This is a genomic window from Xenophilus azovorans DSM 13620 (assembly GCF_000745855.1).
GTDB classification, from domain to species: Bacteria; Pseudomonadota; Gammaproteobacteria; order Burkholderiales; family Burkholderiaceae_C; genus Xenophilus; species Xenophilus azovorans.
This window is the reverse complement of record NZ_KN050766.1, coordinates 520,595-541,352: the sequence shown is the minus strand read 5'-3', so window position 1 is coordinate 541,352 and position 20,758 is coordinate 520,595. Positions and strand designations below refer to the sequence as shown.

Below are 20,758 nucleotides of genomic sequence, written 5' to 3'. Positions count from 1 at the left end.
GTGAGAGCCCGTGCGCGCGCCGCCGTTCCCTGCGCGTCAGCCGGCCAGCGCTTCCAGTTGTTCCGAGAGCACGAGCCAGCGTTCCTCCAGCCCGGCGATCTCGGCTTCGAGCTGCTTCAGGCGCCGGCCCGCCTCGGCCAGCTCGGCCGGCGGCAGCGCCTCGGCCAGGCGCCCGTGCAGCGCGTCGCGCTCGGTGCCGGCGGCAGCCAGGCGGGCGTCCACCTGCGCCAGCTCCTTGCGCAGCGGCTTGGCCTGCTCGGCCGTCTGCTGGCGCTCGCGGGCCTGGCGCTGGCGCTCGGTGCGCGGGTCTGCGGGCGCCACGGGCGCAGCCGCGGGGGCGGCCGGCGGCGGCGCCTTGTCCGCCGCCGTCTCCAGGCGGGCGCGCTCGCGCTGCTTGCGGGCCTCGTCCAGCAGGTAGCGTTGGTAGTCGTCCAGGTCGCCGTCGAAGTCGCTCACGGCGCCGCCGCCGACCAGCCAGAACTCGTCGCACACGGATCGCAGCAGCGCCCGGTCGTGGCTGACCAGCATCAGCGTGCCCTCGAACTCGTTGAGCGCCACGGCCAGCGCTTCGCGCGTGGCCAGATCCAGGTGGTTGGTCGGCTCGTCCAGCAGCAGCAGGTTGGGGCGCTGCCAGACCATCATCGCCAGCACCAGGCGCGCCTTCTCGCCGCCGCTCATGGTGCCCACGGGCTGCTTGACCATGTCGCCGCTGAAGTTGAAGCTGCCGAGGAAGCCGCGCAGGTCCTGCTCGCTGCTGCGGCCGGGCGCGGCGGCACCCAGCTCGCGCGCCAGGCGCACCATGTGCTCCAGCGGGTTGCTGGCCTCGTGCAGCACGTCCAGCTCCTGCTGCGCGAAGTAGCCGATGGCCAGGCCCTTGCCCTCGGTAACGGTGCCCGAGACGAGCGGCAGGTCGTGCGCGATGGTCTTGACGAAGGTGGACTTGCCGCGGCCGTTGGCGCCCAGGATGCCGATGCGCTGCCCGGCGAGCACCGAGCGGTTGACGCCGGAGAGGATCACCTTCGGCCCGGCGTCCTCCTGCGCATAGCCGAAGCACGCGTCCTGCACGCTGAGCATCGGGTTGGGCAGGCTGGCCGGCTCCTTGAACTCGAAGCTGAAGTCCGCCTCGGCCAGCAGCGGGGCCACCTTCTCCATGCGCTCCAGCGCCTTGACGCGGCTTTGCGCCTGCTTGGCCTTGCTGGCCTTGGCCTTGAAGCGGTCGATGAATTTCTGCAGGTGGGCGATCTTGTCCTGCTGGCGCGCGTAGGCGGCCTGCTGCTGCGCCAGCTTGAGGGCGCGCATGTCCTCGAACTTGCTGTAGTTGCCGCCGTAGCGGGTGAGCTTCGCATGCTCGATGTGCAGGGTCACGTCGGTCACGGCGTCGAGGAACTCGCGGTCGTGGCTGATGACGATCATGGTGCCGGCGTACTTCTGCAGCCAGCTTTCGAGCCAGACGAGCGCGTCCAGATCCAGGTGGTTGGTCGGCTCGTCCAGCAGCAGCAGGTCGCTCGGGCACATCAGCGCCCGGGCGAGCTGCAGCCGCATGCGCCAGCCGCCGGAGAAGCTGTTGACCGGCTGCTCCAGCTCGTGCACCTGGAAGCCCAGGCCGAGGATGAGCGCCTGCGCGCGCGGCGCGGCGTCGTGCTCGCCGGCGTCGGCCAGGTCGGTGTAGGCCTGCGCCAGCGCCATGCCGGCCTCGGCATCGTCGGGGGCCTGGGCATGCGCCTCCTCGGCGCGGGCCAGGGCGGCGCGCGCCTCCATCAGGCGCGTGTCGCCTGCGATGACGAAGCCGGTGGCCGGCTCGTCGGTCTCGGGCATGTGCTGGGCCACCTGGGCCAGGCGCCACTGGCGCGGCATGGAGAAGCTGCCGCCGTCCTCGTGCAGCGAGCCGTTGAGCAGCGCGAAGAGGGTGGACTTGCCGGCGCCGTTGCGGCCGACCAGGCCGACCTTCTCGCCGGGGTTGAGGGTGGCGCTCGCGCCGTCGAGCAGCACCTTGGTGCCGCGGCGCAGGATGACGTTGTCGAGAATGATCATGTCTTGAGAGGGCGGGGCGCGGCGTTGCGCGTCCGCGTCGGAAAAGGAATGACGGCCGGTCCGCGATGCGTGCAGACCGGCAGGTGGTGCGAAAGGCGGCGCTCAGGCCCGACTTCGCACCAGGGGCAGCAGGTCGAAGGCGGCCGAGGTCATGGCGATGCCGCCGCGAGGGCGTCCCGGGTGAGCAGCAGCACCTGGTCGGTGCCGGCGCTGGTCTCCAGCCACACGGCCTCCAGGCGCGGGAAGGCGGCCTCGAAGTTCTCGCGCTCGTGGCCGATCTCCAGCACCAGCACGGCCTCGCCGCTCATGCGCGCGGGCGCGTCGGCCAGCAGGCGGCGGACGAAGTCCATGCCGTCCGCGCCGCCGGCCAGGGCCAGCGCGGGCTCGGCCCGGTACTCGGGCGGCAGCGCGGCCATGCTCTGCGCATTGACGTATGGCGGGTTGCACAGGATCAGGTCGTAGGGGCCGGGCAGGGCCGCGAGGCCGTCGGATTCGATCAGGCGGATGCGGCCGTCCAGGCCGTGCCGCGCAACGTTGATGGCCGCCACCTCCAGCGCCTCGCGCGAGAGGTCGGCCGCATCGACGGCGGTCTCCGGCCAGGCCATCGCCGCCAGCACCGCCAGGCTCCCGTTGCCGGTGCACAGGTCGAGCACGCGCAGGAATGGTGCCCCCACGCTCGCCACTTCGTGTGCTTCGCTGCCCCCCGAGGGGGCGCTCGCTTGCTTGGGGCGGCCCGGCGCGGCGCTCGGCTCGCTCAGCCACGGATCGATGCCGCCGTCGGCGATCAGCTCGGCGATGAAGCTGCGCGGCACGATGGCGCGCTCGTCCACGTAGAAGGACACACCCTGCAGCCAGGCTTCCTTCGTCAGGTAGGCAGCCGGCTTGCGGCTGGCGATGCGTTCATCAACCAGGGCTTGTACCTGCGCCGCGCTGCCGGACGAAACCTCGCGCGCGGCCACGCCGTCCAGGTCGTCGAGCGGCAGGCGCAGCCGCCACATCACCAGCCAGGCGGCCTCGTCGAAGGCGTTGGCGGTGCCGTGGCCGAAGGCGACGCCGGCCTCGGCGAGCTGCCGCTCGGCCGCGTGCACGAGGTCCAGCACGGTCGCCATCACGCGGCGGCCGCGTTCAACGTCGTGATCGCGCGGCGGTAGATGTTCTTCAGCGTCTCGATGTCGCCGGGCGCGACGTGCTCGTCGATCTGGTGGATGCTGGCGTTGACCGGCCCCAGCTCGATCACCTGCGGGCAGACCTTGGCGATGAAGCGCGCGTCGCTGGTGCCGCCGCTGGTGGACAGCTCGGTCTCGATGCCGGTCTCTTCGCGGATCGCGCCCTGCACCGCGGCCACCAGCGCGCCGGGCTGCGTGAGGAAGGGCAGGCCGCCGACCGTCCAGGCCAGTTCGTAGTCCAGGCCGTGCCGGTCCAGCACGCCCTGCACGCGCGATTGCAGCGACTCGGGCGTGGACTCGGTGGAGAAGCGGAAGTTGAAATCGACCACCGCCGTGCCCGGGATGACGTTGCTCGCGCCGGTGCCGGCGTGGATGTTGCTCACCTGCCAGCTCGTCGGCTGGAAGAAGGCGTTGCCCGCGTCCCAGCCGCCCTCGGCATTGATGGCGACCAGCTCGGCCAGCGCCGGGGCCAGCGCATGCACCGGGTTCTTCGCCAGGTGCGGGTAGGCGATGTGGCCCTGCACGCCCCGGGCGGTGAGGCGGCCGCTCATGGTGCCGCGGCGGCCGTTCTTGATCATGTCGCCGCAGCGCTGCACCGAGGTGGGCTCGCCCACGATGCACCAGTCCAGCCGCTGGCCGCGGGCGGCCAGTTCGCGGCAGACGACCACGGTGCCGTCCACGCCCGGGCCTTCCTCGTCGCTGGTGAGCAGCAGCGCCAGCGCGATGCGCGGCGAAGGCTCGGCGGCGAGGAACTCCTCGATGGCGACGACGAAGGCGGCCAGCGAGCTCTTCATGTCGCAGGCGCCGCGGCCGTAGAGCAGCCCGCCGCGGTGGGTGGGCGTGAAGGGCGGGCTGGTCCACTGCTCGAGCGGGCCGGTGGGCACGACGTCGGTGTGGCCGGCGAAGACCAGCACCGGCGCATCGACCGGCGGGATCGGCGTGGCCGGGATGGCGGCGCCCGGCGCCGGTGCGGCAGCGGACGGCCCGGGCCGGCGGACGGCCCAGAGGTTGGTGACGCGGAAGTCCGTCGGCCCGCTCTCGATGCGCTCCAGCGCGAAGCCCAGCCGCGCCAGGCGCTCGCCGATGAGCTGCTGGCAGCCGCCGTCCTCCGGCGTGACGGACGGCGTGGCGATGAGTTGTTCGGCGAGGTGGAGCGTTCGGGTCATCGAGGAAGGCGCGGTGGTCAGCCCTGGTGGTGCACGTCCAGGGTGATCTCCGTGAAGGTGGGCGCCTCGACCTGGTCGAGCAGCTTGCGCTCAGCCTCCGGCTTCGGCTGGGTGGCGTTGTGGTTCTGCAGGCGCCACATCAGGTTGGTGGGCGAGTCGGCATGGGCCATGCCTTCCTCGCGCTCGATGCGGCCGTCGAGGATGAGCTTGGCGATGGCCTCCTCGAAGGTCTGCGAGCCCTCGGCCATGGAGTTGTTCATCGCCTCCTTGACGCCGGAGAAGTCGCTCTTCTCGATCATCTCGGCCACCAGCGCGGTGTTGAGCATCACCTCCACCGCCGGCAGGCGCGAGCCGCGCGGCGTGCGCAGCAGGCGCTGCGCCACGATGGCTCGCAGCGCGCCGGCCAGGTCGCCCAGCAGGGTGGGGCGCACCTCCACCGGGTAGAAGGACAGGATGCGGTTGAGCGCCCGGTAGGCGTTGTTGGCGTGCAGCGTGGCCAGGCACAGGTGCCCGGACTGGGCGTAGGCGATGGCGGCCGTCATGGTCTCGCGGTCGCGGATCTCGCCGATCTGGATCACGTCCGGCGCCTGGCGCAGCGCGTTCTTCAGTGCGATCGACAGCGACTGCGTGTCGGTGCCCACGTCGCGCTGGTTGATGATCGACTTCTTGTTGACGTAGGTGAACTCGATCGGTTCTTCCACCGTCAGGATGTGGCCGGAGGCGTGCTCGTTGCGGTAGTCCAGCATCGAGGCCAGCGTGGTGGTCTTGCCCGCGCCGGTCGCGCCGACCATCAGGATCAGCCCGCGCTTTTCCATGACGAGCTGCTTGAGCACCTCGGGCAGGTTCAGGTCCTCGAAGGCCGGGATGAGGTTGGCGATGTAGCGGATCACCACCGCGCAGCTCCCGCGCTGGCGCATGGCGCTGATGCGGAAGTTGCCGACGCCCTCGCGCGCGACGGCGGTGTTCAGCTCGCCGGTGCGCTCCAGTTCCGCGATGCGCTCGGGCGTGACGATCTCGCGCAGCAGCTCCAGCGGCGCCTCGGGCGGCAGCACCTGCGGGTTGATGGGCAGGCACTGGCCGTTGATGCGGATCTGCGCCGGCGCATTGGCCGTGAGGTACACGTCGGAGGCCTTGCGTTCGGCCATCAGACGAAGAATGCGGTCCATCGTTCCCATCGAGCCCTCCAGGTGTTGTGATCGTTGCAAGCGGCGAGGCCGCCCGGGGGCGGCCTCGCGGCGGGGTCAGTCTCGCAGCAGGTCGTTCAGGCTGGTCTTGGAGCGCGTCTGCGCGTCGACCGTCTTGACGATGATGGCGGCGTAGGTGGAATAGTCCTGCCCCGCCTTGGTCTTCTTGGGCAGGTTGCCGCTGATGACCACGCTGCCGGCCGGCACGCGGCCGTAGCTGATCTCGCCGGTGTCGCGGTTGAAGATCGGCGTGCTCTGGCCGATGTACACGCCCATGCCCAGCACCGAGTTCTCTTCCACGATCACGCCCTCGACCACCTCGGAGCGGGCGCCGATGAAGCAGTTGTCCTCGATGATGGTCGGGTTGGCCTGCAGCGGCTCCAGCACGCCGCCCAGGCCCACGCCGCCCGACAGGTGTACGTTGGCGCCGACCTGCGCGCAGGAACCGACGGTGGCCCAGGTGTCGACCATGGTGCCTTCGCCGACGTAGGCGCCGATGTTCACGTAGCTGGGCATCAGGATCGCGCCCTTGGCGACGAAGCTGCCGCGGCGCGCTATCGCCGGCGGCACGATGCGCACGCCGGAGTCGCGCAGCTCGTTGGCCGACAGGTGCGAGAACTTGGTCGGCACCTTGTCGTAGAAGCCCAGCGAGCCGGCCTGGATCTGCTCGTTGTCCTTCAGGCGGAAGGACAGCAGCACTGCCTTCTTGACCCACTGGTGCACCGTCCACTGGCCGACGCCTTCGCGCGTGGCGACGCGCAGGTGGCCGTTGTTCAGCTCGGCGATGACGTGCTCGACGGCGTCGGCCACCTCCTTGGGCGCCTGGGTGGGCGAGAGGTTGGCGCGGTCTTCCCACGCGGCGTCGATGATCTGTTGCAGTTGCTGGCTCATGGAAGGGTCGGTCGGATCGAAAAGGGTGGAGGGATCAGGCGCCCGGGTGGCGGCGCGTGAAGTCGACGATGCGGCGCGCGGCCTCGGTGCATTCGGGCGTGTCGGCCACGAGGGCCATGCGGATGCGGCCCCGGCCGGGATTGGCGCCCTGCGACTCGCGCGCGAGGTAGCTGCCGGGCAGCACCGTCACATTGTATTGAGCGTACAGGGCGCGGGCGAAGGCCGCGTCGTCGCCGTTCCAGCCCGGCGGGATGCCCGCCCACAGGTAGAAGCTGGCGTCGGGCAGGCGCACGTCCAGCACCGCTTCCAGCATCGGCGTGACGGCCGCGAACTTGGTGCGGTACTGCATGCGGTTGTCGACCACGTGCGATTCGTCGCCCCAGGCCGCGATGCTGGCCGCCGCCACCGCGCCGCTCATGGCGCTGCCGTGGTAGGTGCGGTAGAGCAGGAACTGCCTGACGATGGCCGCGTCGCCCGCCACGAAGCCGCTGCGCAGGCCCGGCACGTTGCTGCGCTTGGACAGCGAGGTGAGCGCGATCAGGTTGCGGAAGTCGCCGCGGCCCAGCTTCGCGGCTGCCTCCAGGCCGCCCAGCGGCGGTTCGTCGCGGAAGTAGATCTCGCTGTAGCACTCGTCGGAGGCGATGACGAAGCCATGACGGTCGCTCAGCGCGAACAGCTTCTCCCATTCGGCGAGCGGCATCACGGCGCCGGTGGGGTTGCCGGGCGAGCAGACGTAGACCAGTTGCGTGCGCGCCCACACCTCGGCCGGCACGCTGTCCCAGTCGACCGCGAAGTTGCGCGCCGGATCGCTGGGCGCGTACCAGGTGTCGGCGCCCGCCAGCAGGGCCGCACCTTCGTAGATCTGATAGAAGGGATTGGGCGAGATGACCACCGGCGCCGGCGAGCGCGTGGCGTCCACCACCGTCTGCGCCAGGGCGAACAGCGCCTCGCGCGAGCCGTTGACGGGCAGCACCTGCGTGGCCGGGTCCACTTCCAGCGCATAGCGGCGCTTGAGCCAGCCCGTGAAGGCCTGGCGCAGCTTCAGGTCGCCGGCGGTGGCGGGGTAGATGGCCAGCGCGCCCAGGCCCTCGACCAGGGCGTCCTTGATGAAGGGCGGGGTGGGGTGGCGCGGCTCGCCGATGCCCAGGCTGATGGGCGTGTGGGCCGGATCGGGCTGGACGCCGGCGAAGAGCTGCCGAAGCCGTTCGAAGGGGTAGGGCTGCAGCTTGGCGAGCAGGGGATTCATGGGGCCGGATTATCCGTGAGCGCCCGGGGTGTGGCGCCGTGTTGCAGGCCCATCCAGGCCGGCGGCCGAGCGCCGCGTCAGCGGCCGATGCGGCGGGCCGCCTTCGGTGCCGGGGCTGACGCCAGCGCCTCGGCCTGCGCCTTCAGCGCCTCGATCGTCCGCCCGGTCTGGCGCAGCTTGCGCAGCGCGTCGGCGCCGCGCTCACGCTCTTGCGCGCTGGCATCGGGTTGCTGGCCCAGCAGCACCTCGCCGAGCCAGCCGATCTGGCGGCCGTAGCTGGCGACGTGCGCGTCGATCAGCCGCTCCAGCGCGGGGTTGCCGGAGGCCAGGGTGGTGGCGGTGTCGGTCTGCACGGTCTGCGTCCAGTCGCCGCCGGCCGGCCAGCGGTAAGTGGGGGCGTAGAAGAAGAACCACATCCAGGGCCACATGGCACGCTCCTCCGGTCGCAGGCGGTGATGAACGCTGCGATTGTGCGGAGCCAGCCGGCCGCGGGGAATCGACCAGTCGGCCGAGGCGCTCAGGCGGCGGCGCTGCCGCGCCGGTAGAAGGCCAGCGAGCCGGCCAGCGCCAGCAGCAGCGCGCCGCAGGTGCGGTCGAGCCAGCGCATGGCGCGGCCCCTGAGCAGCCGTACCGCCCGCGCGCCGACGAAGGCGTAGACCAGCATCATCGCCAGGTCGAGCCCGGCGAAGAGGAAGGCCAACACCAGGTACTGCGGCGCCTGCGCCGCGGCCGGGTCGATGAACTGCGGCAGCAGCGCCGAGCAGAACAGGTAGCCCTTGGGGTTGGTCACGGCCACCAGGAAGGACTTGCCGAAGATCTGCACCGGCGTGCCGTGCTGCGCCGCCGGCAGCGCCGCCACGTCGATGCCGCCGGCCGAGCGCAGCATGCGCAGGCCGATCCAGGCCAGGTAGGCGGCGCCCACCCACTTGAGCACGCCGAACCAGAACTCCGAGGCCGCCAGCAGCGCGCCCAGCCCCAGCGCCACCGCCCCGACCAGCACGAAGTCCGACAGCATCGCGCCGGCCATGCCCGGCAGCGCGCGCCGCACGCCGACGCGCGAGCCGTTGGACAGCGCCAGCAGCATCGTCGGCCCCGGCGTGGCGATGGCGGCCAGGGCGACGATGCAGAAGAGCAGGGCAGTGGCAATGGTCATGGCAGGGTCTCCGGCCGCGCCGCGGCGGCGCCTCGGTCAGTGCAGCTTCTTGACCAGCACCTGGCTGCGCCGGTCCCAGTTGTAGCGGCTCTTGCGGGCCTCGGGCAGCCACTCGGGGTTGACCTGCTGGAAGCCGCGCTTGATGAACCAGTGCATGGTGCGCGTGGTCAGCACGAAGATGCTGTCCAGCCCCATGGCGCGGGCGCGGTGCTCGATGCGCTTGAGCAGCTTCTCGCCGTCGCCCTGGCCCTGCGAGTGGGGCGAGACGGTCAGCGCCGCCATCTCGGCCGTCCTGGCCTCGGGGTAGGGGTACAGCGCGGCGCAGCCGAAGATCACGCCGTCGTGCTCCACCACGGTGTACTGGTGGATGTCGCGCTCGATCTCGGTGCGGCTTCGCTTGACCAGCGTGCCGTCGCGCTCGAAGGGCTCGATCAGCTGCAGGATGCCGCCGATGTCGTCCACCGAGGCCTCGCGCACGGATTCGAGCTTCTCGTCGATCACCATCGTGCCGATGCCGTCGTGCACGTAGATCTCCAGCAGCAGCGAGCCATCGACCGCGAAGGGCAGGATGTGGCTGCGCTCCACGCCGCCCTCGCAGGCCTTGACGCAGTGCTGCAGGTAGAACGCGGTGTCGGTGGGCCGCTGCGGCGGCGAGAGGTCGGCCAGCAGCTTCTTCGCGGCGTCCAGCGGCAGCTCGGTGTCGATCGGGTTGTCCTCGCTCACCGGGCGGCCGGCGTCCAGGGCAATGCCGGGGATCTCCGTCAGGAAGATCAGCTTGTCGGCCTGCACGGCGATGGCCACGCTGGTGGCCACCTCTTCCATCGTGAGGTTGAAGGCCTCGCCGGTGGGCGAGAAGCCGAAGGGCGAGATCAGCACCATGGCGCCGAAGTCCAGCGCGCGGCGGATGCCCACCACATCCACCTTGCGCACCAGGCCCGAATGCTGGAAGTCCACCCCGTCCATCACCCCGACCGGCCGGGCGGTGATGAAGTTGCCCGAGATCATGCGCACCGTGGAGCCGGCCATCGGCGTGTTGGGCAGGCCCTGGCTGAAGGCCGCCTCGATCTCGTAGCGCAACTGGCCGGCGGCTTCCTGCGCGCAGTCCAGCGCCACCTCGTCCGTGATGCGGATGCCGTGCGAGTACTTCGCCGCATGGCCCTTGGCGCGCAGCTGCTCGTTCACCTGCGGCCGGAAGCCGTGCACCAGCACGATCTTCACGCCCATCGACTGGATCAGCGCCAGGTCCTGCGCCAGGCTCTGCAGCTTGCCGGCCGCGATCGCCTCGCCCGCCACCGCCACCACGAAGGTCTTGCCCCGGTGCGTGTGGATGTAGGGCGCCACCGAGCGGAACCAGGGGACGAAGGTGAAGTTGAAGACGGTGGACATGGGCAGTGCCGGAGGCAAAGGGGGCGCGTCGGGAGGGCGGATTGTCTCCGAATGGCGTCAGGCGGGCTGCGGCGCTGGAGGTGGCAGTTTTTCACGAGGCACGAACAATCCGGCGCGAGGAGGGTGTCGCAAAAATCAGAAGAAGGACTTATTTCATGGCGTCCTCAGAGGGCTGCTCCATAGACTGTCAAATTCTGTAAGGAAGAGGGGCCAGAGGGTGAATAGGAGCTATAGGAACGTCTGGAATGAGGCGGTCGGCGCGTGGGTGGCTGTGCACGAGCACGTGCGCTGCCGTGGACGCGCCATGGGCACGTCCGTGGCGTTGAGCACCATCGGCTTGTTGGCGCAACCGGCGGCTTGGGCGGCATGCACCGACACCCCCGGGGCGACTTTTACGGCCAATGCTGGCAGCGCTTGCACCCTGGCGCCTGGCGTGAACTCGATTTCGGTCAATGGGGTGGTCATGCAGGCTTCGGGGGCGGCATCTTCATGGACCGCCAACGAATCCATGACGATGACAAGCACATATGTGGGCGGGGCTTCAGGCCAGTATGGCGTGCACTCGCTCAATGGGGGCAGCGTTTTTCTCAATGGGGCGTCCAACAGTGTCACGACCAACGGCCAGAGCCTTTCGCATGGTGTCTATGCTCAGGGTGCAGGATCGCGGATTCTTGTGGCGGGCGACCTGCACGTGACTGCCAATGGCGGCATCAACCCCAACGCCAGTTCAGCCGTCCGCGGCATCATGGTCAGCGGCGGCGGTGTGGTGGACATCCAGGGACACACCACGGTCGACATGACCAATGCAAACTGGCCGGCCGGCACCAACAACCGCGCCGTGTCCGCCGAGGGAGGAACGATCAACCTGAACACCGCCACGCTGTATGCCGCAGGGTCGGCTAGCAGCGCGATCGGCATGGGGCTTCAGGTGAACTCGAACACCTCCGTGATCAACGCCAACGGCCTGGTCAGCATCACCACGAAGGGCGTGAACGCGCAAGGCGCCTACGCACTCAACGGCCAGATGAATCTGGCCGAACTCAAAGTCGAAACGGCAGGCAGTGCTGCGAACGGGATCCTGGTGGGAGGATCGACGGGCCGGGTCACCTTCCATGGCGGCAGCATCGAGACCACTGGTACCTCTGCCAGAGGCATCAGGGTCACACAGGGCACGGCGGAATCGACCGGGGCCCTGGATATCAGTACGGCGGCAGGTGGCAGCCATGGCGTGCAGGTGCTGGACGGCGGCACCGCCACGTTGGCACAAACCGTCATCCATACCGCTGCTGACGACTCGATGGGCATCGACTTGGTCAACACGGTTGCGAAGGGTACGGCGCTCAACCTGAACGGCGCGCTGTCCATCGAGACGCAGGGCAAGGCCAGCAGCGGCATCCGCTCGGTTTACAACACGGCCAACGCGGTCGTGGTGCCAGTGGGCAGCAGCATCCTGACGCATGGGGAGAGGGCGCACGGCCTGGAACTCTCGGCATCGGCGGGCGACCAGACCACCTGGAGTGTGGCGGCCGGCGCGCGCGTCGAGGTCCAGGGAATGAATGCCTATCCCGTCTACCTGTCCAGTCCGGCAGGAAAGGTCGCCTTTTCCAATGCGGGAGAACTGGTGGCGGGTGGGTTGAGCATCAGCGGTCTCATGATCGACGGCGCCGCCGGCGGCGCCGACGTCACCAACAGCGGCACCATCACTTTCAATTCTCCCATTGCGGGCACCGGCATGGCGGGCCACGACATCGCGGGTGATGCACGCATTGTCAACACCGGCGCCATCACGGCCGGTCCATTGGGCGGCGGGGCGGGCATCGCCATGTCCCACAGCGGTCCGTCCGGTACGTTGACGGTGGAGAACCAGGGCAGCATTGCCGCTCAGGGCAAGCTCGCCATGGGAATGTCTGCCGTGGCGGCCGGCGCGGGCAACGTGTCGCTGGTCAATGCCGGCACAATTGGTACCCCCGCGGTGCCTGTGGGTACGGGTGTTTGGGGTGCTGTGAATTCGCCGTCGGCGCTGCTGGCGCTGGACAACAGTGGGCGCATCGATGCGCAGTCGACAGGCATCTCCGCTCACAGCGCGGGCAGCCTGGACATCACCAACGCCGGCCTTGTGGCCGAGAGCGCCGCGGTGGCGCTGGACGTCTCCGGCAATGTGGCGATGGGCGGTGCCATCGACAACAGCGGCAGCCTGCTGGCCGGCTCGACCGCCGTGCTGTCGCAGACGCCCGGCAGCCTGAGCCTGAGCAACAGCGGTACCTTGCGTGCGCCGGAGGCCATCCGTGCGACGGCCGGTACCCTTGGCGCCACCAACACGGGCCTGATCCACGGCACGGTGCAGGCGGCAGGCGGGCAGATCGACCTGAGCAACGCCGGCCTGTGGACCAATACCGGCGACTCCGTGCTCACCTCCCTGAGCAACAGTGGCACCGTCACCTACACCGTGCCGGTGGGAGGGACCTACAAGATCGTCACCGTCGGCAACTACGTCGGCCAGGGCGGGCAGATCAACCTCAACACCTGGCTGGGCGACGACGGCTCGCCCAGCGACCGGCTGGTGATCGACGGCGGCAGCGCCACCGGCAGCACGCGTCTGGGCATCACCAACACCGGCGGTACCGGTGCGCGAACGACCGGCAACGGCATCCTGGTGGTCGACGCGCAGAACGGCGCCACCACCGGCACCGGCGCCTTCTCGCTGGCCGGCCCGGTGAGCGCCGGCGCGTACGACTATTCGCTGGTGCGCCGCGCCAACCAGAGCTGGTACCTCAGTTCCGACCTGATCACCACGCCGCCGGTCGATCCGGGCGCGCCCACGGACCCCGGCACCGTGACGCCGCCGGCCGTCAGCCTGCCCAACTACCGCCAGGAAACCTCGCTCTACGCCGCCGTGCCCTCGCTGGCCGCGCTGCACAGCGCTGCGACGATGGACAGCTTCCACGAGCGCATGGGCGCGGCCGGCTATGCCGCCGCCGGCGAGGACAGCCGGCCTGCGCGCCTGTGGGTTCGCCTGATCGGCAGCAACGGCAAGCGCAAGGGCGATGCGCTGGGCGTCTACGGCCGCAGCGGCCCCGCCTACGACCACAAGACCGCCGCGCTGCAGCTCGGCGGCGACTTCTACCAGGGCCGCAATGAGGACGGCAGCCGCACCCATGCCGGCCTGTACTTCGCCACCGGTCAGACCAGCGGCGACGTGCGGCACTTCAACGGCACCGCGGCGGGCAGTGCCAAGCTGGACGTCACCTCGCTGGGCCTGTACTGGACGCTGCTGGGCGCGCAGGGCGGCTACGTGGATTTCGTTGCCCAGGGCAGCCACTACGGCGTGAAGGCCACCTCCACCCGCATGCCGGGTGTGAAGAGTTCGGGTACGGGCTACGACGTGTCGGTCGAGGGCGGGCTGCCGTTCAGCCTGGGCGGTGCCTGGACGCTGGAGCCGCAACTGCAGGTGCGCCGCCAGCAGGCCGACCTGGGCGGCGGCGCAGACCTGGCCGGCCGCGTGAACTACGGCGACGTGGACTCGCTGGTCGGCCGCGCCGGTCTGAAGCTGGGCTACGCCACGCCGAAGCTGGCGGCCTGGGCGCGGCTGGACCTGCTCAACGAATTCCAGGGCCGCAGCACGACCACCGTGTCGTCGCTGGCGGGCCTGCACGGCGTGAATTTCGACAGCAGCGTGCACGGCCGCTCGTTGGCGCTGACGGCCGGCGTGGATGCGCGGCTGACGCAAGCCGTCTCGCTGTACGGCTCGGCCAGCTACCGCCGCGCGCTGGGCGGAAGCCGCGGTCACGCGTGGGGCGCACAGGCCGGCGTGAAGGTCGCCTGGTAGCAGGCGGCGATCCCGGCGCCTTCAGAGGGCTTCCGCGCAGCCGGACGACCGCGACGGCCTTCTGCCGGGCGCCCGCCGCCTCGGCGCGGCTGCGGCGCGGAAGGCCGCCAGGCGCATCGCATAGGCGTCGATCGGCTCGCCCGGCGACGGGGCCGCCGCGGCGCGCAGCTTCAGCAGTTCGACAAAGCGCGCGGGCGCGATGCTGCCGCAGCGCAGCAGTTCGTCCACCAGCGTCAGCAGTTCGACCGTGTGGGCGGCGATCAGGCCGTCGGCGCGGCTCTGCTGTTCGCGCAGCAGAGCCTCGATGGCGGCGTTGGTCGGCGCCAGGGAGGTGTTGACGTTCTCGCCCGCGCCGTCGGCCACGTCGGTGTGCGACAGCCGGGGGCCGAAGCCCAGGTGCCGCACCATGCGCGCTGCGGTGGCGGTGGCCTTGCGCAGGTCGCCCTCGGCGCCACTGGTCGCGTGCGCATCGCCGAAGACGAGGCGCTCGGCCGCGCGGCCGGCCAGGCTCACGCAGATGGAGTCCAGCAGGTTGCGGCGCGACCATGCCTTGCGCGGCGCATAGCTGTTGTAGCCGCCCTCGAAGGAGGCGACGTTGATGCGCACCTCCAGCGGGGCATGGCCGAAGAGCAGCGCGTAGGCCAGGCCGTGGCCGGCTTCGTGCATCGCCAGCAGGCAGCGGAAGTCCTCGCTGGTGCGCCGGCGGGCGCGGCTGAGGTCCAGCGGCGCGTCGAAGTGCCGCTCGTGCGCCTCGAAGCGTGCGCGCAGCCGGCCGCCGGCCATCGACAGATGCACGGTGTCGCCGGGCGCGGCGCCATGCTCCAGCGCCCACAGGGCCGCCTGGACCAGCGTGGCGCTCAGGATCGCATGGATCGACGAGAACAGCGGCCGCGTGCCCTGCGCCGGGAAGACGCCGTCGGCGTAGAGCTGCGCGTGGACGGACGCGTCCAGCACGAAGCCCACGCCGGCGCTGGCGCGCGTCTCCTCGACGTAGCGTTCGCAGGTGTGGCGGATCAACTGCTCGTAGGCCGCGCGCGAGAGCGAGGGGTAGATCACGTGGTCGTTGCCCAGCCGCGCGATCTGCTCCGGCTTGAAGCGCTCGGCCAGGGCCTTCTTCACGTCGATGACCGACAGGCCGCGCGTGAGCGCGTGGAAGATGTCGGCGTCGGTGTCGCAGTCCTCCACGCGGGTGGCCATCTCCTCGTACATCTCGTCCAGGTTGCCGCAGACGAAGACCAGCAGCCGGCTGTAGTCGGTCTCCCATTGCGTGCGCGATTCCTGGAAGGCGCGCAGGCGATCGAGCATCTGCCCGGGCGTCCAGGCCATCACCTCGGTCAGCGGCGCGTCGAGCTTGAGGTTGCGGCGCAGCTCCTCGGCTTCCCAGGTCGAGAGGCTGAAGCGGCGCCGCCGCGCCGGCGCATCGCCGTCGCCGTCGTTCCCGGCGGCCTCCCGGTCGGCGTCGTACAGGGCGCCGGCGATGGCGGTCTCGATCTCGCCCAGCAGCGACAGCGGCAGCGGCAGGCGGCCGTCGGAGAGCAGCGCCCAGACGTCCTGGTAGCGCTCGACGCGCGCGTCCTTGCGCTGCTCGTCCACGGTGCGGTAGCGCTGGAACTCGTCGAGCACCAGCACGCCGGGCGCGCCCTCGGCCATGCCGCCCTGCGCCAGCAGGCCCGAGATCGTGGCCGGGCCGCGGCCGCTGGCGCCATGGCTGAAGCCGTCCATCTGCACCTCGACGAAGCGGTCCTGGAAGCCCAGCAGTTGCGCGAGCCGGCGCACGAGCTGCGTCTTGCCGGTGCCGGTGAGGCCCCACAGGCAGACGATGACGGGCCGCGTGACGATCTTCGGCAGCACGTACCAGGCGCGCACGGACTCGATCACGCGGTCGATCACCGCGTCGATGCCGAACAGCTCCTGCTTGAGCGTGGCGGCCGCGGCCTGGAGGTGCGCGCTGCGCTCGGCGAGCTGGGCGCGCAGGGCCTGCGCATCGGGCAGGGCGTTGGAAGTCGGGTCGTTCATGTTCTTCTTCTAGTCGTTGTCGTGCCGGGCCGCGGCCAGGCGCAGCAGCGCCACGCGGTCGGCGCGCCGCTGCGCGCCCTGGCTGCGGACATGGCGCCCGGCGCCCGAGGCGCGCGTGCCCGCCAGGGCGCGTGCGACCGGGTTGCGCGGCGGCGCGGCGGTCTTCTCGATGTGCAGCACCATCGGCTGCTTCATGCGGCGCAAGGCCTTGACCCGGCCTTCGGTGAAGGCGCGGGATCGCTTCTTTGCACTCATGCGTGCGGTTCCTGAAATGTGCGCCCCCAGGACCGGGCTGTGCCCGTCCCGCCCCCCGAGGGGGACAGGATCATTTGGGGCGGCCCGGCGTGGCCCTGAAAGCAAAAAGCCCCGGCTGAGCAGGCCAGGGCTTCGCGGCGCCTGGGCTGACGTGGTGCGAGCACGGTCAGCCGGGGCGGGGAACCGTGTTCAGAGGAAGGTGTTGAACAAGTACGACATGAAGAAGGTGCTCCTGGATTGGGGAGCCGGCGCAAGGTTGCTCGTTGCGTCGGCGGAAAGAGCGAAGGGCGCGATTATTGGGAGGCTGCGCATGCCATGCAAGCACGAAGCGGGTGTTTGGCGCATCGCGTTGTGCATCGGCAACGCACGCTTCGGATAATCGGGGGCTTCATGTCCCAGCCCGAGTCCCCCACGGCCGCGAACGCGCCGGCCGCCCGTCCTTCCTTGCGCATCGAGTTCCCCGAATCGCTGCCGGTTTCCGGCAAGCGCGAGGAGATCATGGCCGCCATCGCGGCGCACCAGGTCGTCATCGTGTGCGGCGAGACAGGCTCGGGCAAGACCACGCAGTTGCCGAAGATCGCGCTGGCGATGGGGCGGGGCAAGCTGAACGCCGCGCCCGGCAGGGGCCGGCTGATCGGCCACACGCAGCCGCGTCGCATCGCGGCCAGCTCGGTCGCCAAGCGCATCGCCGAGGAGCTGCACACGCCGCTGGGCGAGGTGGTGGGCTACAAGGTGCGCTTCCAGGACCGCCTCTCGCGCGACGCCTCGGTCAAGCTGATGACCGACGGCATCCTGCTGGCCGAAACGCAGACCGACCCGCTGCTCAAGGCCTACGACACGCTGATCATCGACGAGGCGCACGAGCGCTCGCTGAACATCGACTTCCTGCTGGGCTACCTGAAGGAGATCCTGCCGCGCCGGCCGGACCTGAAGGTGATCGTGACCTCGGCCACCATCGACGCGGACCGCTTCGCGGAGCATTTCGCCTCTGCGAAGGGCAGGGCGCCGGTGATCTATGTGTCGGGCCGGACCTATCCGGTGGAGATGCGCTACAGGCCCTTCGAGGAATCGAAGGAGTTCGACCTGAACGACGCCATCGCCGACGGCGTGGACGAACTGTGGGCGGGCAACGCCGCCGGCGACATCCTGGTCTTCCTGCCCGGCGAGCGCGAGATCCGCGAGGCGGCCGACCACCTGCGCAAGCACCTGTCGCACCATCCTGTGCTGCGCAGCGCCGATGTGCTGCCGCTGTTCGCCCGGCTGTCGCAGGCCGAGCAGGACCGCGTGTTCGACGGCCACACCGGCCGGCGCATCGTGCTGGCGACCAACGTGGCCGAGACCTCGCTCACCGTGCCGGGCATCCGCTATGTGATCGACACCGGCACGGCGCGCGTGAAGCGCTACGCCTTCCGCAGCAAGGTGGAGCAGTTGCTGGTCGAGCCGGTCAGCCAGGCCGCGGCCAACCAGCGCGCCGGCCGCTGCGGCCGGGTGGCCAACGGCATCTGCATCCGCCTGTACGACGAGAAGGACTTCGCCGGCCGCCCGCGCTTCACCGACCCCGAGATCCTGCGCTCCTCGCTGGCCGGCGTGATCCTGCGGATGAAGTCGCTGCACCTGGGCGACGTGGCGCGCTTTCCCTTCCTGGAGGCGCCCTCGGGCCGCGCCATTGCCGACGGCTACCAGCTGCTGGGCGAGCTGGGCGCGGTTCATGAAGACAACGAGCTGACGCCCATCGGCCGCGAGCTGGCGAAGCTGCCGCTGGACCCGCGCGTGGGTCGCATGATCCTGGAGGCGCGCGAGCGCGGCGCCCTGCAGGAGGTGCTGGTCGTCGCCGCGGCCCTGTCGGTGCAGGACGTGCGCGACCGCCCGCTGGAGGCGCAACAGCAGGCCGACCAGGCGCATGCCAAGTTCGACGACGAGAAGAGTGAGTTCAGCGGCTACCTGACGCTGTGGAAGTGGATCAACGACGCGCGCGGCGGCATGCCCGTGGCGCGTACCACGCGCGAGATGCAGGCGACGGCGCAGGGCCCGAAGAAGGCGAGCGCGGCGGTGCTGCCCATCACGCAGCGCACCGTCGCAGCGCCGGCGCCCGCCGCGGCGCAGGCGCATCCCACGCACAAGCTCAGCAACCGCCAGTACGAGCAACTGCTGCGCCAGAACTTCGTCAACGTGCGCCGCGTGCGCGAGTGGCGCGACATCCATTCGCAACTGCTCACGGTGGTGACGGAGCACAAGTGGAAGCTGAACGCCGCCCCGGCGAGCTACGAGGCCCTCCACAAGTCGATGCTGGCCGGCCTGCTGGGCAACGTGGGCTGGAAGATGGAGGATGAGGACGCCTACCTGGGCGCCCGCGGCATCAAGTTCCACCGCCACCCCGGCGCGCACCTGCGCAAGCGGCCCGGCCGCTGGATCGTCGCCGCCGAGCTGGTGGAGACCACCCGCCTGTTCGGCCGCGGCATCGCCACCATCGAGCCGCAGTGGATCGAGGAGGTGGCCTCGCACCTGCTGAAGAAGCAGCTGCTCGACCCGCACTGGGAGAAGAAGGAGGCGCGCGTCGCCGCCTTCGAGCGCGCCACGCTCTACGGGCTGGTGGTCTACAGCGGCCGGCGGGTGGACTTCGCCAAGGCCGACCCGGCCGGCGCGCGCGAGATCTTCCTGCGCGAGGCGCTGGTGGACGGCGAATGGGAGACGCGCCTGCCCTTCCTGGCCGCCAACCGCCGGCTGATCCGTGAGGTCGAGGGGCTGGAACACAAGTCGCGCCGGCAGGACGTGCTGGTGGACGACGCGCTGATCTACGCCTTCTACGACGCGCACGTGCCCGCCGACGTGGCGGGGGGACAGGCCTTCGAGCACTGGTACCGCGAGGCGTCGAAGGCGAATCCACGCCTGCTGTTCCTCTCCAGGGACGAGCTGATGCGCCACCAGGCCGCCGGCATCACCACGCAGGCCTTCCCGCCGACGGTGAAGCTGGGGGGCGTGGACTGCGCGGCCGGCTACCTGCACGCGCCGGGCGACCCGAAGGACGGCATCACGGTGACGGTGCCCCTCTTCGTGCTCAACCAGGTCAGCGAGGAGCGCTGCGAGTGGCTGGTGCCGGGCATGCTCAAGGACAAGATCCAGGCGCTGCTGAAGAGCCTGCCGCAGAAGCCGCGCTCGCGCTTCGTGCCGCTGCCCGAGTCGGCGGCGCGGCTGGCCGAGGTGCTGGGCGCGCCGGAGGTCTTCGGCCACGGTTCGTTGACCGATGCGCTGCTCAGGCAGGTGCGCGAGGCGACCAGCCTCGACGTGAAGCGCGCCGACTTCAAGCTCGACATGCTGCCCGCCCACCTGTTCATGAACCTGCGGGTGGTCCATGAAGACGGCCGCCAGCTCGGCATGGGCCGCAACCTGGGCGCGCTGAAGGGCGAATGGGGGCGGCAGGCGCGCGGCGCCTTCCAGGCGCTGGCGGGGCTGTCGCTGCGCAAGGAGGCGCAGGCGGATGCGCCTGCGGCACCCGCACCGGCCCGGCAGGCCGCGGCGGCCCCCGCGGCCAAGGCGGCGCCGGCCGCCAGCGCGACGCAGCGCTACACGTCCTGGGCCTTCGGCGAACTGCCGGAACTGATGGAGGTGCGCCGCGGTTCGCAGTCGCTGATCGGCTTCCCGGCGCTGATCGACGCCGGCGATGCGGTGACGATCGAGGTGTTCGACGAGCCGGAGGTGGCCGCCGCGAAGCACCGCGCCGGCCTGCGCCGGCTGGTGGCGCTGCAGCTCAGGGACGCGCTCAAGTACCTTGAAAAGAACATCCCCGACCTGCAGAAGATGGCCGTGGCCTACATGCCGCTGGGCACGCTGGAGGAGCTGCGGGCGCAGATCATCGACGTGGCGCTGGACCGCGCCTTCCTGGCCGACCCGCTGCCCGCGGACGAGGCAGCCTTCAAGCGGCGCATCGACGAAGGGCGAGGGCGCCTGACGCTGATCGCCAACGAGGTGGCGCGGCTCGCCGCCACCGTGCTGGCCGAGTACGCGGTCGCCGCGCGCAAGCTCAAGGACACCAAGAACGCGCCCGAGGCGGTGAAGGACGCCACCGAGCAACTGAACCGCCTGGTCGGCAGGCGCTTCGTCGCCGACACGCCCTGGCCGCAGTTGCAGCACTTCGCCCGCTACCTCAAGGCCATCGTGCTGCGCATGGACAAGCTGCGAGCAGACCCGGCGCGCGACGCGCAGAAGCTGGCCGAGCTGAAGCCGCAGGAACAGCGCTACTGGCGCCTGGTGGCCGAGCGCAAGGGCGCCACGGACGAGCGCATGCTGGAGTTCCGCTGGCTGCTGGAGGAACTGCGGGTGAGCTTCTTCGCGCAGGAGCTGCGCACGCCGCAGCCGGTGTCGGCCAAGCGGCTGGACAAGGCCTGGGCGCAGCTTCAGACATGAAAAATGGCCCCCACGCTCCCCCGCTTCGCGCGGTCCG

At 70.5% G+C, this 20,758-nt stretch carries 13 protein-coding genes and 1 pseudogene; 3 read left to right on the top strand and 11 right to left on the bottom strand.

Annotation, left to right across the window (positions count from 1 at the left end; all coding sequences use genetic code 11):
• Nucleotides 1–36: 36 nt before the first annotated feature.
• The 9 genes from Q392_RS29000 to argA form a co-directional block, all read right to left on the bottom strand.
• Entirely contained in the window at nucleotides 37–2,031 is a 1,995-nt protein-coding gene (locus Q392_RS29000) for an ABC-F family ATP-binding cassette domain-containing protein (RefSeq protein WP_038217098.1), read from the bottom strand.
• Between the two features lie 149 nt (nucleotides 2,032–2,180).
• Nucleotides 2,181–3,140 carry a HemK family protein methyltransferase gene (locus Q392_RS28995; RefSeq protein ID WP_038217095.1) on the bottom strand — a complete coding sequence of 320 codons (960 nt, stop codon included), beginning with the start codon at nucleotides 3,138–3,140 and terminating at the stop codon, nucleotides 2,181–2,183.
• Entirely contained in the window at nucleotides 3,140–4,363 is a 1,224-nt protein-coding gene (gene dapE, locus Q392_RS28990) for a succinyl-diaminopimelate desuccinylase (protein WP_038217091.1), read from the bottom strand. Before dapE ends, Q392_RS28995 begins: the two co-directional genes overlap by 1 nt.
• A gap of 17 nt (nucleotides 4,364–4,380) precedes the next feature.
• Nucleotides 4,381–5,538, bottom strand: coding sequence for a PilT/PilU family type 4a pilus ATPase (locus Q392_RS28985; RefSeq protein WP_038217087.1), 1,158 nt, complete (start codon nucleotides 5,536–5,538; stop codon nucleotides 4,381–4,383).
• A 66-nt stretch (nucleotides 5,539–5,604) separates the two neighbouring features.
• On the bottom strand, nucleotides 5,605–6,438 hold the full coding sequence (gene dapD, locus Q392_RS28980; RefSeq protein ID WP_038217084.1) for a 2,3,4,5-tetrahydropyridine-2,6-dicarboxylate N-succinyltransferase: 834 nt from the start codon (nucleotides 6,436–6,438) through the stop codon (nucleotides 5,605–5,607).
• Between the two features lie 34 nt (nucleotides 6,439–6,472).
• Nucleotides 6,473–7,684 (bottom strand): succinyldiaminopimelate transaminase, encoded by a 1,212-nt coding sequence (dapC, locus tag Q392_RS28975; RefSeq protein WP_038217081.1) that lies wholly within the window; start codon nucleotides 7,682–7,684, stop codon nucleotides 6,473–6,475.
• A gap of 77 nt (nucleotides 7,685–7,761) precedes the next feature.
• Nucleotides 7,762–8,112: a hypothetical protein gene (locus tag Q392_RS28970; protein ID WP_038217079.1), complete on the bottom strand. Its 351-nt coding sequence runs from the start codon at nucleotides 8,110–8,112 to the stop codon at nucleotides 7,762–7,764.
• Nucleotides 8,113–8,201: 89 nt separating this feature from the next.
• Nucleotides 8,202–8,837: a LysE family translocator gene (locus Q392_RS28965; protein WP_038217075.1), complete on the bottom strand. Its 636-nt coding sequence runs from the start codon at nucleotides 8,835–8,837 to the stop codon at nucleotides 8,202–8,204.
• Nucleotides 8,838–8,873: 36 nt separating this feature from the next.
• A complete protein-coding gene (argA, locus tag Q392_RS28960) occupies nucleotides 8,874–10,223 on the bottom strand; it encodes an amino-acid N-acetyltransferase (RefSeq protein ID WP_038217061.1) in 1,350 nt (449 codons plus the stop codon).
• Here argA and Q392_RS34280 point away from each other — a divergent pair.
• Nucleotides 10,222–10,572: pseudogene (locus Q392_RS34280) on the top strand (ESPR domain-containing protein); the annotation flags it as partial. The gene argA and the pseudogene Q392_RS34280 overlap by 2 nt on opposite strands.
• Before the next feature lie 342 nt (nucleotides 10,573–10,914).
• On the top strand, nucleotides 10,915–14,049 hold the full coding sequence (locus Q392_RS28955) for an autotransporter family protein (RefSeq protein WP_245610851.1): 3,135 nt from the start codon (nucleotides 10,915–10,917) through the stop codon (nucleotides 14,047–14,049).
• A 21-nt stretch (nucleotides 14,050–14,070) separates the two neighbouring features.
• Here Q392_RS28955 and Q392_RS28950 read toward each other — a convergent pair whose 3' ends face one another.
• Nucleotides 14,071–16,065, bottom strand: a complete 1,995-nt coding sequence (locus tag Q392_RS28950) for an AAA family ATPase (protein WP_084217468.1) — start codon at nucleotides 16,063–16,065, stop codon at nucleotides 14,071–14,073.
• Nucleotides 16,066–16,074: 9 nt separating this feature from the next.
• Nucleotides 16,075–16,320 (bottom strand): hypothetical protein, encoded by a 246-nt coding sequence (locus Q392_RS28945; RefSeq protein WP_038217054.1) that lies wholly within the window; start codon nucleotides 16,318–16,320, stop codon nucleotides 16,075–16,077.
• A 390-nt stretch (nucleotides 16,321–16,710) separates the two neighbouring features.
• Here Q392_RS28945 and hrpA point away from each other — a divergent pair, with 390 nt between their 5' ends.
• Nucleotides 16,711–20,721 (top strand): ATP-dependent RNA helicase HrpA, encoded by a 4,011-nt coding sequence (gene hrpA, locus Q392_RS28940; protein ID WP_038217043.1) that lies wholly within the window; start codon nucleotides 16,711–16,713, stop codon nucleotides 20,719–20,721.
• The last annotated feature ends 37 nt before the right edge of the window (nucleotides 20,722–20,758 follow it).